Annotated in this window: 16 protein-coding genes; all 16 read left to right on the top strand. The window is 66.7% G+C overall.

Going from position 1 to position 15,481, the window contains the following annotated elements; genetic code table 11:
* Position 1: 1 nt before the first annotated feature.
* The 16 genes from fliG (at position 2) to EPB08_RS12015 (ending at position 15,480) form a co-directional block, all read left to right on the top strand.
* Positions 2 to 994: a flagellar motor switch protein FliG gene (gene fliG, locus EPB08_RS12090; RefSeq protein ID WP_205746360.1), complete on the top strand. Its 993-nt coding sequence runs from the start codon at positions 2 to 4 to the stop codon at positions 992 to 994.
* Positions 991 to 1,638, top strand: a complete 648-nt coding sequence (locus EPB08_RS12085) for a FliH/SctL family protein (RefSeq protein ID WP_130619373.1) — start codon at positions 991 to 993, stop codon at positions 1,636 to 1,638. Before fliG ends, EPB08_RS12085 begins: the two co-directional genes overlap by 4 nt.
* Positions 1,635 to 2,999 carry a flagellar protein export ATPase FliI gene (fliI, locus tag EPB08_RS12080; RefSeq protein WP_130619372.1) on the top strand — a complete coding sequence of 455 codons (1,365 nt, stop codon included), beginning with the start codon at positions 1,635 to 1,637 and terminating at the stop codon, positions 2,997 to 2,999. Before EPB08_RS12085 ends, fliI begins: the two co-directional genes overlap by 4 nt.
* On the top strand, positions 2,996 to 3,433 hold the full coding sequence (gene fliJ, locus EPB08_RS12075; protein WP_130619371.1) for a flagellar export protein FliJ: 438 nt from the start codon (positions 2,996 to 2,998) through the stop codon (positions 3,431 to 3,433). The genes fliI and fliJ overlap by 4 nt, the downstream gene beginning before the upstream one ends.
* A 25-nt stretch (positions 3,434 to 3,458) precedes the next feature.
* Positions 3,459 to 4,646: a flagellar hook-length control protein FliK gene (locus EPB08_RS12070; RefSeq protein WP_130619370.1), complete on the top strand. Its 1,188-nt coding sequence runs from the start codon at positions 3,459 to 3,461 to the stop codon at positions 4,644 to 4,646.
* Between the two features lie 809 nt (positions 4,647 to 5,455).
* On the top strand, positions 5,456 to 5,953 hold the full coding sequence (locus tag EPB08_RS12065) for a flagellar basal body-associated FliL family protein (RefSeq protein WP_130619369.1): 498 nt from the start codon (positions 5,456 to 5,458) through the stop codon (positions 5,951 to 5,953).
* Between the two features lie 7 nt (positions 5,954 to 5,960).
* A complete protein-coding gene (gene fliM, locus EPB08_RS12060) occupies positions 5,961 to 6,983 on the top strand; it encodes a flagellar motor switch protein FliM (RefSeq protein ID WP_229238353.1) in 1,023 nt (340 codons plus the stop codon).
* Positions 6,980 to 7,315, top strand: a complete 336-nt coding sequence (gene fliN / locus EPB08_RS12055) for a flagellar motor switch protein FliN (RefSeq protein ID WP_130619367.1) — start codon at positions 6,980 to 6,982, stop codon at positions 7,313 to 7,315. The genes fliM and fliN overlap by 4 nt, the downstream gene beginning before the upstream one ends.
* 5 nt (positions 7,316 to 7,320) lie before the next feature.
* Complete coding sequence (gene fliO, locus EPB08_RS12050; protein WP_229238322.1) at positions 7,321 to 7,686, top strand: flagellar biosynthetic protein FliO; 366 nt, start codon at positions 7,321 to 7,323, stop codon at positions 7,684 to 7,686.
* Complete coding sequence (gene fliP, locus EPB08_RS12045; RefSeq protein ID WP_324615259.1) at positions 7,683 to 8,477, top strand: flagellar type III secretion system pore protein FliP; 795 nt, start codon at positions 7,683 to 7,685, stop codon at positions 8,475 to 8,477. Before fliO ends, fliP begins: the two co-directional genes overlap by 4 nt.
* 180 nt (positions 8,478 to 8,657) lie before the next feature.
* Positions 8,658 to 8,927, top strand: a complete 270-nt coding sequence (gene fliQ / locus EPB08_RS12040) for a flagellar biosynthesis protein FliQ (RefSeq protein ID WP_130619366.1) — start codon at positions 8,658 to 8,660, stop codon at positions 8,925 to 8,927.
* Positions 8,924 to 9,694: a flagellar biosynthetic protein FliR gene (fliR, locus tag EPB08_RS12035; protein ID WP_130619365.1), complete on the top strand. Its 771-nt coding sequence runs from the start codon at positions 8,924 to 8,926 to the stop codon at positions 9,692 to 9,694. Before fliQ ends, fliR begins: the two co-directional genes overlap by 4 nt.
* Positions 9,695 to 9,706: 12 nt before the next feature.
* The gene (gene flhB / locus EPB08_RS12030) at positions 9,707 to 10,843 is read left to right on the top strand and encodes a flagellar biosynthesis protein FlhB (protein WP_130619364.1); all 1,137 of its coding nucleotides are present in this window, start codon (positions 9,707 to 9,709) and stop codon (positions 10,841 to 10,843) included.
* 12 nt (positions 10,844 to 10,855) lie between these two features.
* Positions 10,856 to 12,946 carry a flagellar biosynthesis protein FlhA gene (gene flhA / locus EPB08_RS12025; RefSeq protein ID WP_130619363.1) on the top strand — a complete coding sequence of 697 codons (2,091 nt, stop codon included), beginning with the start codon at positions 10,856 to 10,858 and terminating at the stop codon, positions 12,944 to 12,946.
* Positions 12,947 to 13,078: 132 nt separating this feature from the next.
* Positions 13,079 to 14,542 carry a flagellar biosynthesis GTPase FlhF gene (gene flhF, locus EPB08_RS12020; RefSeq protein ID WP_130619362.1) on the top strand — a complete coding sequence of 488 codons (1,464 nt, stop codon included), beginning with the start codon at positions 13,079 to 13,081 and terminating at the stop codon, positions 14,540 to 14,542.
* Positions 14,543 to 14,553: 11 nt separating this feature from the next.
* Positions 14,554 to 15,480, top strand: a complete 927-nt coding sequence (locus EPB08_RS12015; RefSeq protein WP_130619869.1) for a MinD/ParA family ATP-binding protein — start codon at positions 14,554 to 14,556, stop codon at positions 15,478 to 15,480.
* The last annotated feature ends 1 nt before the right edge of the window (position 15,481 follow it).

Here is a 15,481-nt window from a genome sequence, read left to right as displayed (position 1 = left end):
CATCACCGGCGCGCAGCGCGCCGCCATTCTGTTGCTCACGCTGGGCGAGCAGGACGCCGCTGAGGTGCTCAAGCACCTCAGCGCGCGCGATGTCCAGGCAGTGGGCACGGCCATGGCCAGCCTCACCAACGTGTCGCGCGAGCAGGTGGAGCTGGTGCTCACCCGCCTCAACGAGGACATGGGCCGGCACACCTCGCTGGGCGTGGGCACCGAGGAATACATCCGCAAGATCCTGGTCAATGCACTGGGCGAGAGCAAGGCGGGCGGCCTGATCGACCGCATCCTGCTCGGCCGTTCCAGCAAGGGCCTGGAGTCGCTGAAGTGGATGGAGAGCCGTGCCATCGCCGAGATGATCAGCCAGGAGCACCCGCAGATCATCGCGCTGGTACTGGCCCATCTGGAGCCGGATCAGGCTGCGGAGGTGATCGGCTACCTGCCGCCGCGCACGCGCAGCGACGCGGTGATGCGCATCGCCACGCTCGATGGCGTGCAGCCGCACGCGCTCAACGAACTGGACGAGATCATGGAGCGCCAGTTCTCCGGCAACACCAAGAAGCTCAAGTCCGCCAATGTGGGCGGGCTCAAGGCGGCCGCCAACATCCTCAATGCGATGGAGAGCACCCGCGAGAACGAGTTGATGGCTGCCATCCGTACCCACGATGCGGGCCTCAGCGGTCGTATCGAAGAATTGATGTTCGTGTTCGAGGACCTGGGCGAGCTGGACGACCGCAGCATGCAGACGCTGCTGCGCGAAGTGCCGACCGCTCGCCTGGTCACTGCGCTGAAGGGTGCCGAGCCGGGCGTGCGCGAAAAGATCTTCGCCAACATGTCCAAGCGCGCCGCCGACATGCTGCGCGACGACCTTGAAGTGTCCGGTCCGGTACGCCTGAGCGAAGTGGATGCGGCGCAGAAGGAAGTGCTGGGCATCGCGCGCAAGCTGGCCGACTCCGGTGCGATCAATCTTTCCGGTACAGGTGACGAGCTGGTCGCATGAGTGCCGTTATGAATCGCGACAACCTGTTGCAGTTCGAGCGCTGGCTTCCGCCGGAGATGGGCGCGCCGGCCGCCGAGCCGCCACCGGCCGAGCCGGTGTTGCAGCCGACCGTGCGCGATCTGGAAGCGCTGGAGCAGCAGGCGCGCGAGGAAGGCTATGCCGCCGGGCACGCCGAAGGCATGGCTGCTGCGCGCGACCTGATGAATTCGCGCATGGCAAAGCTCGATGCCTTGCTTGAGTCGGCCGCGCGTCCGTTGCACGCGATGGACGAACTGGTGGAACTGGAGCTGGCACGCCTGGCCATGACGGTGGCGCGCCAGGTGCTGGCACACGAGCTGCGCACGTCACCCGATCTGGTGGTGGAAGCCGTGCGCCAGGCAGCGCTTGCCTTGCCGGCCGCCAAGGGCAGCTTGCGTGTTCGTTTGCATGCGGAGGACCTCGCACTGCTGCGTTCGCTCGACGCCGCCGAAGAACACTGGCAGCTGTTGGCCGATCCCAACCTGCAGCGTGGCGACTGCCTGCTCGAAACCGATCGTTCGCGCCTGGACGCGCGGGTGGAGACACGGCTGGCCGCCGTGGTCGATGCCGTGCTCGGCGCGGAAGCGGACGATATCGATGCCGACGCCGACGAGGTGCGTGGATGAATGCCCCCTCCGGCCAGACGCGCACCGCGCTTTGGCAGGAACGGTTGGCGCGCCGTCGCATGCGCGCCCTGGGCGCGCACACGCTGACCGTGGAAGGGCGCCTGCGCCGCGTGGTCGGCCTGACGCTGGAGGCCGAAGGCTGCGAGGCGCCGTTGGGCGCGCGCTGCATGGTCACCACCGCCGACGGCAGTGAACTGGATACCGAAGTGGTGGGCTTTGCCGACGAGCGGCTGCTGCTGATGCCCGTGACCGAGATGCATGGCGTGTTGCCGAATGCCCGCGTGCGTCCCTGCGCCCATACCGGCGGCCTGCCGGTGGGCATGGCCTTGCTTGGCCGCGTGGTCGGCGCCGATGGCCTGCCGCTGGACGGCATGGGTCCGCTCGACGTGGACGAACATGCCGGACTCAAGCGCGAGCCGATCAACCCGATGTCGCGCAAGCCGATCGACACGCCGCTGGATACCGGCGTGCGCGCGATCAATGCGCTGCTCAGCGTGGGCCGCGGCCAGCGTATCGGCCTGTTCGCCGGCTCCGGCGTCGGCAAATCGACGCTGCTGGGCATGATGACCCGCTACACCGACGCCGACGTGGTGGTGGTGGGCCTGATCGGTGAGCGCGGCCGCGAAGTGAAGGAATTCGTCGAGCACACGCTGGGGCCTGAAGGCCGCGCACGCTCGGTCATCGTCGCTGCGCCCGCCGACGCGCCGCCGCTCAAGCGCCTGCGTGGCGCGCAGTACGCCACGGCGATTGCCGAATGGTTCCGCGATCGCGGCCAGCGCGTGCTGCTGCTGATGGATTCGATTACCCGCTATGCCCAGGCGCAGCGCGAGATTGCGCTCGCCATCGGCGAGCCGCCGGCGACCAAGGGATATCCGCCGTCGGTGTTCGCCATGCTGCCTGCGCTGGTGGAACGCGCCGGCAATGACGCCGAAGGCCGCGGCTCGATCACGGCGTTCTATACCGTGCTGGCCGAAGGCGACGACTACCGCCACGATCCCATCGCGGATGCGGCGCGCGCGATTCTTGACGGCCATATCGTGCTCTCGCGCGACCTCGCCGAAGCGGGGCATTACCCCGCCATCGACATTGAAGCGTCGATCAGCCGCGTGATGCCTGCCGTGGTGAAGCGCGAGCACATGCGCGCGGCGCAGCGTTTCCGCCAGGTGTATTCGGCCTATCGCCAGCAGCGCGACCTGATTGCGGTGGGCGCCTACCAGAAGGGCTCCGATCCGCAGGTGGATCATGCCATTGCGATGTGGCCCCGACTGCGCGACTTCCTGCAGCAGGAAGTGGACGATCCGACCACGTTGCCCAACGCCATCGCCATGCTTGAACAGCTCACCGCCGGAGGTACGCCGTGAAGTCACGCGCCAATCGCCTGCAACCGGCGGTCGACCTGGCCCATGACCGCCAGGAGGTGGCCATGCAGAAGCTGGCCGAGCAGCAGCAGCGCCTGGCCAAGGCCGAGGCACAGCTGGCGGAACTGCGCCGTTACCGTGAGGAATACGCCGAGACTGCGGGCGGCGTCACCGTGAGCGCCTTGCTCAATCGCCGCCAGTTCGTCGAACGCATCGACAACGTCATCGCGCAGCAGATCAACGAAGTGGCGCGCCAGCAGCGCCAGCTCGAACACGCACGCGGCCAGTGGCGCGATGCCCATGCGCGGGAACAGGCGCTGGGCAGCGTGATCGACCGCTACCGCGAACAGGAACGCAAGGTTGAGGAGCGGCGCGAGCAGGCCGAGATCGACGAGCGCATGCAATACCGGCGCCCGATGGGGGAATCCCGTCGATGAGCCGCCTTCCCCCGGAGATCGAATCATGACGTCCACCGCCGCGCTGTCCGTGAATACGGCCGTGTCCGCCAACGCGTCTGCCGCCGCGTCCGCGCCATCGGCGCAGAACGCTTTCGGCAGCAACGCACGCGCCGATTTCCGCAAACCGCTGCAGCAGGCGCGCCAGCAACACCAGCAGCAGTCGCAGGCGTCCCGCCAGGCGCCGGTGTCCCGTGATCCCGCGAGCTCGAACAAGACAGCGACCACGCAGCGCCATGCGTCGTCGAGCGATTCGCACGATCAGGACGACAAGGAGTCGTCGAACCCGTCCGCGTCCACCCCGGATCCCGCCACAGCCATGCTCGCGTTGCTGGGGCAGAGCATTCCCGCCCAGGCTGCCGCAACGCCTGCGCCTGCGCCGGTGGCCGGTGGTCAGGACGATGCCTCGCCCGCCGTGGCCACGGTGCCCGCCGGCCTGCAGGCCATGGCGGGTCTGCAAGGGCAGGGCATGATGCAACCCGGGACGCAGGCCGACGCGGACGACATGCTCGATGCAAAATCCGTCGATGCGCTCAAGGACGATGCGCTGAGCACGTCGACCTCGTCCGCCGACGAAGGCGATGAGACGACCGCCACGAAATTCACCGACGTCCTCAGTGCGATGGCCAAGACCTCCAGCACGGGACAGACGTCCCAACCCGCGTCGAGCGACCACGGCAACACGCTGGATGCGTTGAATGCCCTGGTGGGACAGCCGCTGCCGCAGGCGCAGCAAGCGGCTTCGATCACACCTGCCGCTCACGTGCTCACCCTGCAGGCCAGCGCAGGCACGCCCGCCTTCGCGCAGGAACTGGGGCAGCAGGTCGCGTGGTTGGGCGGCCAGGATGTCAAGGAAGCACGTATCCGCCTGCATCCCGAAGACCTGGGCCAGCTCGACGTGAAGGTCAGCGTGAAGCAGGACCACGTCGACGTGAGCTTCATCGCCCAGCACCCGCAGGCAGTGCACGCCGTCCAGCAGACGTTGGGCCAGCTCGACACCTTGCTCGCTCACCACGGCCTTTCGCTGGGCCATGCGGAAGTCGGGCAGGGCGGGCGCGGCAACGAAAGCGGGCAGGGGGCGTCCTCATCGGGCACGAACTCTGGCGCCGACGATTCGTCGACGGAAAGCGGTGGCATCGCCGCCGTCGCCGCGCCGGTGATCAAGGCGATCGGATTGCTGGATACCTTCGCCTGATAGATCGCCGGGTCGTCCTGCCCCTGTAGGAGCGCACCCAGTGCGCGACCGCGGAGGTGAGGAATGTTCAAGTGGATGGTTGTCGCGAGCAGATCTGGTAGAACTGCCACCGAGGCGACGGCGTCGCGCCACGGTCGCGCACAGGGTGCGCTCCTACAAGAGGCCGTAGGTGGTGTTACCGCGAGCACCCGCCCCTCACCCCAGCCCTCTCCCCGGAGGGGAGAGGGAGAAGTGATGGACCGGGGCGAAGAACGAAGTGGCCTTAAGCCCTCAGCGCACCGGCGGGTTGCGGTGTAGCAGCACCCGTTGAGGTAGCACGCACCTGATTCGGCTTGCTCCAGTCACCCAACGCTTCTATCCCACGTACCACTAAGAGCCCTAGTTCTTCAGGCCATTTTCTTTGGGTTACTTTTCTTTTGGGCCAGCAAAAGAAAAGTGACTCGAGCTCCGGCAGGAGATCGAAACGCCCGCTGCGTAAGCGGCACCTTCGCGGGAGCGCAGCAACCGAAGGCCAAACTCGCTCTCCAATGGGTGACAACCGTGAAGGCCGGCGCGAAAGGCTGTCGCGCACAGGGTGCGCTCCCACAGAAGTGACTGGGTAGGCATTAGGCGACGACCTTCCGACAGCCGCCATCATCGCGACGCGAGCGAACCCCGTCGCGCGTCAAGAAAGCGCCACGCCGTCCGGGTGATGCCGCGCAAACCCAATACCCACAACGTTTTACGGCGATGGCATGGCGTTTGCTATCGACAGTCATGTGGCGCTCGCAGCGAGTCGCCAAGGCATTCGAAACGGACAGGTATTGGCAATGGCTCAGAACGAGCAGACAGCGGAAACCGCGAACTCCCCGCAGAAGAAGGGCAGCTCGAAGGTGGTGATCATGATGGGTATGGCGCTGCTGGCGCTGGGTGGCGCGTGCGCCTACCTGCTGCTTGGCAAGTCCTCCCACGGCAATGCGTCGGAGGAACCGAAGGTGGTGCTCTCCAAGCAGGAGCAGTACCTGCCGATGGATCCGCCGTTCGTGGTGAATTTCAAGGACGACCAGTCCATGCGCTTCCTGCAGGTCGGCGTGAGCCTGATGTCGCATGACGCCGCTGCGCTGGCTTCCGCCAAGGAAGCCGAGCCGGTGATCCGCAATGCCATGGTCATGCTGTTCAGCAGCCAGGACTACACCATCCTCAGCGACGCCGCCGGCAAGCAGAAGCTGCAAGCCGAAGCGCTTGCCGCCGTGCGCAAGATCGTCGAGCAGCGCCTGGGCCGTCCCGGCGTCGAGGCGCTGTACTTCACCAGCTTCGTGATGCAGTAACGGAGCCATCCCGATGAGCGATCTGCTTTCACAGGAAGAAATCGACGCCCTGCTCGACGGCGTAGGAAGCGGCGCCGTCGAGACGGGCAACGACGAGCCGTTGCCGCCCGATGCGGTGATCTCCTATGACTTCACCCAGCAGGACCGCATCGTGCGCGGCCGCCTGCCGACGCTGGAAATGGTCAATGACCGTTTCGCGCGTTTCTTCCGCACCGCCATCTTTGGTGTGCTGCGCAAGACCTGCGAGGTGTCGGTGCTCGGCGTGAAGATGATCAAGTTCGCCGAGTACGTGCACGCCCTGGCGGTGCCCAGCAACCTCAACCTGGTGCGCATCAAGCCCCTGCGCGGCACCGCGCTGGTGGTGATGGAGCCGCGTCTGGTGTTCACCGTGATCGACAATTTCTTCGGTGGCGACGGGCGCTTCCATGCACGCATCGAAGGTCGCGATTTCACCGCCACCGAGAACCGCGTCATCCAGATCATGCTCACCGAGCTGTTCACGGCGATGACCGAGGCGTGGGCGCCGGTACTGCCGCTCAACTTCGAGTACCTCAACTCGGAGATCAATCCGCAGTTTGCCAACATCGTGAGCCCCACCGAGACGGTGGTGGTCTCCAAGTTCCACGTCGAGCTGGACGGCGGTGGCGGCGAAGTGCACCTCACCCTGCCGTACGCGATGGTCGAGCCGATCCGCACCCTGCTCGATGCCGGTGTGCAGAGCGACCGTGTCGACCGCGACGATCGCTGGGCCGAGACGCTGCACGACGAAGTGCTGGACGCCGAGGTGGAACTCAGTGCATTGCTGCTGGAAACGCGCCTGAGCATCGGCGAGTTCCTGCAGATGCGCCCGGGCGACGTCATTCCCGTCCAACTGCCCGACCTGTGCACCGTCTTCGCCGAAGACGTACCCGTGTTCCGCGGCCGCTACGGCCAGTCCAGCGGCAACAACGCCATTCGATTCCATGCCCAGACAGGCCGCCGCGAAATGCGCCTGTCGGCTGACCTTGCCTCGGAGAAGACCCTCGCATGACCACGCCCAATGACGCAGCGACGCAACGCGTCGAGTTCGATCCGCTGGCCGCCCCCGCGGCCGAAGGCGCCGACGTCAACCTGGACATGATCCTGGACGTGCCCGTGACGCTGGCGATGGAAGTCGGCCGCACGCGCATCAGCATCCGCAACCTGCTGCAGCTCAACCAGGGCTCGGTGGTGGAACTGGACCGTTCCGCCGGCGAGCCGCTGGACGTGTTCGTCAACGGTACGCTCGTGGCACACGGCGAAGTCGTGGTGATCAACGAGCGCTTCGGTATCCGTCTCACCGACGTGATCAGCCCCGCCGAACGCGTGCGCAAGCTGCGGTGAGCTCGATGATGATTGCCTTGGCCCTGCCGGTCGCCGCGCAGGACATCAATGTCGGTGGCGAACTGATTCGCGTGCTGGTGAGTCTCGCCGGCATCGTCGCGCTGATCTTCGTCGCCGGCTGGTTCAGCCGCCGCCTGCAGGCGCGCACGTCGCCGGGCGGCCGCCGCCTGCGTTGCGTGGAAACCATGGCGGTAGGCGCGCGCGACCGACTGCTGCTGATCGACGCCGACGGCAAGCGCCTGCTGGTGGGCGTGGGCCAGGGTGGCATGCGCACGCTGCACGTATACGACGGCGCCGCGCCTGAAGACACGCCGGCACCGCCGATGCCGGGCTTTGGCGATGTGCTTGCCCGCTGGAAGCGCACGCCATGAAGAAATATCGCCGCTGGATTCTCCTGCTGGCCTTGCTGCTGGTGCCGCTGTCTGCCTGGGCTGCCCCGGCCGTACCCGCCATGCCGGCCATGCCGACCATGCCCGCTTCGCCGGCCGGCATTCCCGTACTGACCGTGCAGAACGCACCGGGCGGCGCGCAGAACTGGACGCTGTCGCTGCAAGTGCTGGCACTGATGACGGTGCTGACGCTGCTGCCGGCCGTGCTGCTGATGATGACTTCGTTCACGCGCATCATCATCGTGCTCGGCTTCCTGCGTCAGGCGCTGGGCACGCAGTCCACGCCGTCCAACCAGATCCTGCTGGGCCTGTCGCTGTTCCTCACGCTGTTCGTGATGTCGCCGGTGCTGACGCATGCGTACAACGATGGGGTGAAGCCCTATATGGACGGCCAGATGAGCGCCGAGCTGGCCGTGCCCGCAGCCGCCGCGCCGTTCAAGCGGTTCATGCTGGACCAGACGCGCGAGGCCGACCTGCAGCTCTTTACGCATCTGGCCAACGAGCAGCCCTATGCGAGCAAGGACGACGTGCCGTTCCGCGTGGCGATGCCCGCGTTCGTCACCAGCGAGCTGAAGACCGCGTTCCAGATGGGCTTCCTGCTGTTCATCCCGTTCCTGATCATCGACCTGGTGGTGGCCAGCGTGCTGATGTCGATGGGCATGATGATGGTGTCGCCCACGATCATCTCGCTGCCGTTCAAGATCATGCTGTTCGTGCTGGTGGATGGGTGGACGCTGCTGCTGGGGACGCTGGCGGGGAGTTTTTACTCGTGAGCGCCACAGCATGCTTTTCTCCCTCTCCCCGTCGGGGAGAGGGCCGGGGTGAGGGGCGGGTGCTCGCGAAGGCCTTTCATCTTCGCGAACAAGCCGAAGACAACAAGCTCCCTCGCAAGCCCCGACCCCTCATCCCAACCCTCTCCCCGGAGGGGAGAGGGAGTGAAAGCGGAGTGCGTCATGACGCCTGAATCCGTCATCGAATTCGGCCAGCACGCGCTTTACGTGGCGATGATGGTCGCCGCGCCGCTGCTGCTCACCGCGCTGCTGGTGGGTCTGGTCGTTGGCGTGATTCAGGCCGCCACGCAGATCAACGAAATGACCTTGAGCTTCATCCCCAAGATCCTCGCGATGGCTGCCGTCGCGCTGATCGCTGGCCCGTGGATGCTGCGCACGCTGGTGCAGTTCACGCGGCAGCTGATCGAGAGCCTGCCCGGGGCCGTGAAGTGAATAGCGTTGACTACGCCCAGATCCAGCACCTGTTGGGTTCGCTGCTGTGGGCGATGGGGCGCGTGGGCGGCTTGTGCCTGCTGGCTCCGGTGTTTGGCGACAAGGTGGTGCCGCAGCGCATCCGCCTTGGCGTGATGCTGATCCTGGCGTTCGTGCTGGCGCCGCTGGCACCGACCGCCATCGACCTGATGTCGGCCGACGGCGTCGCCACCATGGCGAGCCAGGTGTTGATCGGCGCGTCGGTGGGTTTCGTACTGAAGCTCGCTTTCGAGGCGGTCTCGCTGGGCGGCCAGCTGGTGGGGCAGAGCATGAGCCTGGGTTTCGCCGAAACAGTGGACCCGCGCGGCGGCGGCAGTTCGCCGGTGCTGAGCCAGTTCTACCTGCTGATGGTGACGCTGCTGTTCCTTGCGATGGATGGTCACTTGCGTCTGATCGCGCTGCTGGCCGACAGCTTTCGCACCCTGCCGCCGGGCCGCGCGGTGATCGATGGGAATGGCCTGCATGCGGTGGTCGCGTTTGCGGTGCACCTGTTCGGTGGCGCCGTGCGCGTGGCGCTGCCGGCGATGACCTCGCTGCTGATGGTCAATATCGGTTTCGCCGCGATCAGTCGCGCGGCGCCCTCGATGAATCTCTTTGCGGTCGGTTTCCCGATCACGGTGACCCTGGGTTTCGTGGCGCTGTGGCTGTCGCTGCGCAGCGTGCCGGGTGCGTTCGAATCGTTGCAGAACAGCGCATGGACGCTGATGCACGAGCTGGTGGGTGGATAAGGAGTCCGCGCCATGGCCGAGCACGACGCAGAAGACCGCACCGAACAACCTTCAGAAAAACGCCTGCGCGAATCGCGGGAAAAGGGCGATGTTCCCCGATCGCGCGATCTTTCCGGCGCCGTGGTGGTGCTGGCAGGCGTGTCCGCGCTGATCAGTGGCGGCGAACGTTCGCTGGAACATGTGCGTCGCATTTATGGCCTGGGCCTCAGCTACGGCCGTGATGCCCTGTTCAGCGATGCGCTGCCGGGACGTGTGCTGAACCTGGCCTTGCATGAAGCACTGTCGCTGTTTGCGCCGGTGGCGCTCGCCACGGTGCTGGCCGCGCTGGCGGCGCCGGTGTTGCTGGGTGGCCTGAATTTCAGCGCCGAAGCGCTGCAGCCCAAGTTCGAACGGCTCAACCCGCTGGAGGGGCTGGGTCGCATCTTCGCCATGCGCGGCCTGGTCGAGCTGGGCAAGTCGCTGTTGAAGCTGGTGCTGATCGGCGCCGTGCTGGTGCTGGTGTTGAAGAACTCGCAAAGCGACCTGATGACCACCGGTCAGGGCGACGTGGGTGCCGGCATGCTCAAGGCGATGGGCCTGCTCGGCCACGGCGCGTTGCTGTTCGGCACCGTGCTGGCGCTGATCGGTGGCGCCGATGCGCTGTACCAGAAGTTCGATCACGCCAAGCGCCTGCGCATGACGCGCCAGGAGCTGAAGGACGAATCGAAGGAAAGCGACGGCAACCCCGAGCTCAAGGGCCGCATCCGCCAGATGCAGTTCCAGATGGCGCGCAAGCGCATGATGCAGGAGCTGCCCAAGGCCGACGTGGTGATCACCAACCCCACGCACTTCGCCGTCGCGCTGCGTTACGACGAAGGCCGCATGGGTGCGCCGCGCGTGATCGCGAAAGGTCTGGACGAAATGGCGATGCAGATCCGCCTCGTCGCCAACAGTCATCGCATCCCCACGGTGGAGGCGCCGCCGCTGGCACGCGCCTTGTATGCCACCACCCAGATCGACCGCGAGATTCCCTCGTCACTGTATGTCGCCGTGGCGCAGGTGCTCGCGTATGTGTTCCAGCTCAAGCAGGCCGTTTCGCGTGGTGATGAGCCGCCGAAGGCGCCCAAGCCCGATATCGATCCGGACCTGATGGGTCCCTACAAGTTCTGACGGAAACAGTGAATGGCCACCGCTACCGCCATCGATAGCCTCAAATCTTTAGGACGCCGCGGCGTGGGCGCGCCGGTCATCATGCTCGCCATGCTGGCGATGATGATGTTGCCGCTGCCGCCCTTCATCCTCGACATGCTCTTCAGCTTCAACATCGCGTTGTCGCTGGTGATCCTGCTGGCGGTGATCTACGTGATGCGGCCGCTGGAGTTCGCTGCGTTCCCCACCGTGGTGCTGATGGCGACCTTGCTGCGCCTCGCGCTCAATATCGCTTCCACCCGCGTGGTGCTGCTGCACGGCCACGACGGCCCCGGCGCCGCAGGCAAGGTGATCGAAGCCTTCGGCGAGTTCGTCATCGGCGGTAACTTCGCGGTCGGCCTGGTGGTGTTCGCCATCCTCACCATCATCAACTTCGTGGTGGTGACCAAGGGTGCGACGCGCGTGTCCGAAGTGACCGCGCGCTTCACCCTCGACGCGATGCCCGGCAAGCAGATGGCCATCGACGCCGACCTCAACGCCGGCCTGCTCAATCAGGAGCAGGCGCGCGACCGTCGCCAGGAAGTGCGCGAGGAAGCGGACTTCTACGGCTCGATGGACGGTGCGTCGAAGTTCGTGCGCGGCGACGCCACCGCCGGCATCCTGATCCTCATCATCAACATCGTCGGCGGCTTCTTCGTCGGCGTCCTGCAGCACGGCCTCTCGGCCAGCGAGGCTGCCAAGACCTACACGCTGCTCACCATCGGTGACGGCCTGGTGGCGCAGGTGCCGTCGCTGATGCTGTCCATCGCCACGGCGGTGATCGTCACCCGCGTGTCCAAGGCGCAGGACATGGGCAAGCAGGTGATCGGCCAGGTGTTCGGCCAGCCGCGTGCGCTGGCTGTGGCCGGCGTCGTGCTGGGCGTGATGGGCCTGATTCCCGGCATGCCGAATATTGCGTTCCTGCTGCTGGGCGGCGCCTGCGGCGGCGCGGCGTATCTGATGGTCAAGCGTGATCGCGAGGCGAAAGAGCGCGTGGCCAAACTGGCTGCCGAAACCCCGCCGCCGGCCGCGCCCGTCGAACGCATCGAGCTGGGTTGGGAAGACGTGGCCAGCGTCGATCCACTGGGCCTGGAAGTGGGTTATCGCCTGATTCCGCTGGTGGACCAGCACCAGGGCGGCGAGCTGATGGGACGCATCAAGTCGGTGCGGCGCAAGCTCTCGCAGGAGCTGGGCTTCCTGGTGCCGCCGGTGCATATCCGCGACAACCTCGATCTCGGCCCCAACACCTATCGCATCACCCTGATGGGCGTGCCGATGGGCGAGGCCGAAGTGCACAACGACCGCCTGCTGGCGATCAACCCGGGCCGCGTGCAGGACGGGCTGCAGGGCATTCCCACGCGCGATCCGGCGTTCGGCCTGGAGGCGATGTGGATCGAACCCGGGCAGCGCGAAACCGCGCAGAGCCTGGGCTACACCGTGGTCGATCCGGCGACGGTCGTCGCCACGCATCTCTCGCACATCCTGCAGAGCCACGCGCACGAATTGCTGGGCCACCAGGACGTGCAGCAGTTGCTGGACCGCCTGGCGCAGACCACGCCGAAGCTGGTGGAAGACTTGGTGCCCAAGCGCCTGTCGCTGGGCGTGGTGGTGAAGGTGATGCAGAACCTGCTCGCCGAGCGGGTGCCGATCCGCAACATGCGCTCCATCGTCGAATCCTTGGCGGAGCACGCGGGCCAGAGTCAGGATCCCGGCGCGCTTACCGCCGCTGTACGCGTGGCGCTGGGTCGCCAGATCGTGCAGGAGATCACCGGCCTGGGTACCGAGATCCCGGTCATCACGCTGGCGCCGGAGCTGGAGCAGATCCTGCTGGGATCGCTCGCAAACGGCGGTGTGGCGGGCGCGGCGGTGGAGCCGGGCCTCGCGGACCGCCTGCAGCAGGGCGTCGCCGAGGCTGCGCGCAAGCAGGAAATGAGCGGCGAACCGGCCGTGTTGCTGGTCGCGCCGCAGCTTCGTCCGTGGCTCGCGCGCTTCACTCGCCACGTGGCACAGAACCTGCACGTACTGGCCTACAACGAGGTGCCTGACAACCGCCGTGTGCGGTTGGTGCAGGCGCTGGGCCGATAGGACAAGGGACAGAGCGATGACGAAGCAGGGTTGGCAGATGAGTAGCGCAAACGCATCGACGGGCGGATTCCGCCGTCGTGCGGACGCGACGTTGCACGCCACCTGCGCCGCGCGCTCCTGGAGTTTCAACGCATGAAGATCAAACGTTTCGTGGCCGCCGACATGCGCCAGGCCATGCGTGAAGTGCGCGAGGAGCAGGGCCCGGATGCGGTGATCCTCTCCACGCGTCGCATGGACGAGGGCATCGAGATCATTGCCGCAGTCGATTTCGACGAGGCGCTGGTGCGCGAGGCAGCCCGCCACGGCGCGCCGCTGCACGTCGAGTCGCATACGCCGGCCGATCCAGCACCGGTGGAGTCGAAGCCGGCGGCGATCCGTCGTGGCGACGTGACTCCGCCGCCGCTGCCGACGGCCAGCCGTCATGGTGACGACGGCGTGACGGTGTCGCTTTCGCGCCGTGCGCACTTCGTGCCGCCGTCCGCGGACCCGTTGCCGTCGCGCGTGGCAGCGCCGCGTGCCGTCGAGTCGCCCGTGCAGGCCGCCGCGCCCGCGCCGATCCGGATGCCAGTCGCATCGGCGGCGCCCGCCGCTCCGGTCGAGGCCGTGGCGCCCATCGGATCGTTCGATCCATCCGCACCGATCCATCCGCTGCTCGAGCGCGCCATGCAGGACAACGCTCGCGTGCGCGCCGAACTGGGCAGCCTGCGCGACCTGCTGGAAACGCAGCTCTCCAGCCTGATCTGGAACGACATGGAGCGCCGCCAGCCGCTGCGTGCCCGCGTGCTGCGCGAGATGACGCGCCTGGGCATCGAATCCGATGTCGCCCGCCAGCTGGTCGACGATCTGCCGAGCAACCTCAATGCCGAGCAGGCGCGTTACCTGCCGCTGGGCATGCTGAGCCGCAGCCTGTCGATCAGTCGCCGCGACCTGTCCGAGCGTCCGGGCGTCACTGCACTGGTCGGTCCGACCGGCGTCGGCAAGACCACCACGATCGCCAAGCTCGCCGCGCGTGCGGTGATGCGTCACGGCGCCAATCAGGTGGCGCTGGTCAGCACCGATCATTACCGCATCGGCGCGACAGCCCAGCTGGAACATTACGGCCGTCTGCTCGGCGTGCGCGTGTATCCGGCCTACGACGCCGACAGCCTGCGCCAGGTGCTGGGCCTGCTGCGCGGTTGCCATACCGTGCTGGTCGATACCGCTGGCGTGGCCGGCAGTGATCCGCGCCTGACGCAGCAGCTGGATGTGCTTTCCAACGGTGGAGACCTGCGTGCGTGCCTGGTGCTCGCCGCCAATGCGCAGGCGCCGTCGCTCGACGAAGCGGTGCGCTCGTACCTGCCGCTGCGTCCGCATGCATGCATCCTCACCAAGCTCGACGAGGCCCCCAGCCTCGGTGGCGCGCTGTCGGTTCTCATCCGCCACCGGCTCGCGCTCGACTACATCACCGACGGCCAGCGCGTGCCGGAAGACATCGCCGCCGCTGATGCGCGCGTGCTGGTGTGCCGCGCCGCCCAGGTGCTCAAGGGCAACGCCGCCGCGACTGCGGACGACGATGTGATGGCGGAACGTTTCGGACTCGCGGTGGCAAACGCATGAGCGCATTTGCAATGAATCAGGCGATCGGCCTGGAGGGCATGTTGCGTGCCCTGGCGGAACGGCATGGCAGGCAACCTTCGGGACAGGACCAGGCCTTCGGCCTGGCCAGTCCGCCACCGCCCCGCAAACGCTGCCGCGCCATCGCGGTGGCGGGCGGCAAGGGCGGCGTAGGCAAGACCACGGTGTCGGTGAACCTCGGCATGGCGCTGTCGATGGCCGGGCACGAGGTGATCCTGCTCGACGCCGACATGGGGCTGGCGAACATCGACGTGCTGCTGGGCCTCACGCCCACGCGCCACATCGGGCATCTGCTGGACGGCACCTGCGCCATCGAGGACCTGCTGCTTCCCGCACCGCACGGTCTCAAGGTGGTGCCGGCCGGGTCGGGCACGCGTCGCCTCGCGCAGCTCAGCAACAACGAGCACGCAGCGGTGATCCGCGCCTTCGACGACCTGGTGACGCCGCCGGACTACCTGCTGGTGGATACCGCCGCGGGCGTGTCCGACAACGTGGCGATGTTCGCCGCGGCGGCCGACGACGTGGTGCTGGTGGTCTGCGATGAGCCGGCCTCGCTCACCGATGCCTACGCGATGCTCAAGGTGTTGAGCCGCGACTTCGGCGTACGGCGTTTCCGCATGGTCGCGAACATGGTGCGCAACCTCGGCGAGGCCAAGCAGCTGCACCAGAAGCTGGCCCGGGTGAGTGATCGCTTCCTCGACGTGGCCCTGGAATTCATGGGGATGGTGCCGAACGACGAGCGGCTCAGGCAGGCCATCAAGCGCCAGAGCGCGGTGGTGGACCTGTGGCCGTCGAGTCGTTCGGGCCAGGCATTCAAGCAATTGGCAGGTGCGGTCGATACATGGGGTGAACCCGAGCGACTGGGCCTGGACCGTATTGCCTTCTTCAGCAGGCAGGCCGCAGTGGCTACTGGGTGGTGAG

Source organism: Dyella amyloliquefaciens (assembly GCF_004296575.1).
Classification (GTDB): domain Bacteria; phylum Pseudomonadota; class Gammaproteobacteria; order Xanthomonadales; family Rhodanobacteraceae; genus Dyella; species Dyella amyloliquefaciens.
This window is presented reverse-complemented; position numbering and strand designations above follow the sequence as displayed.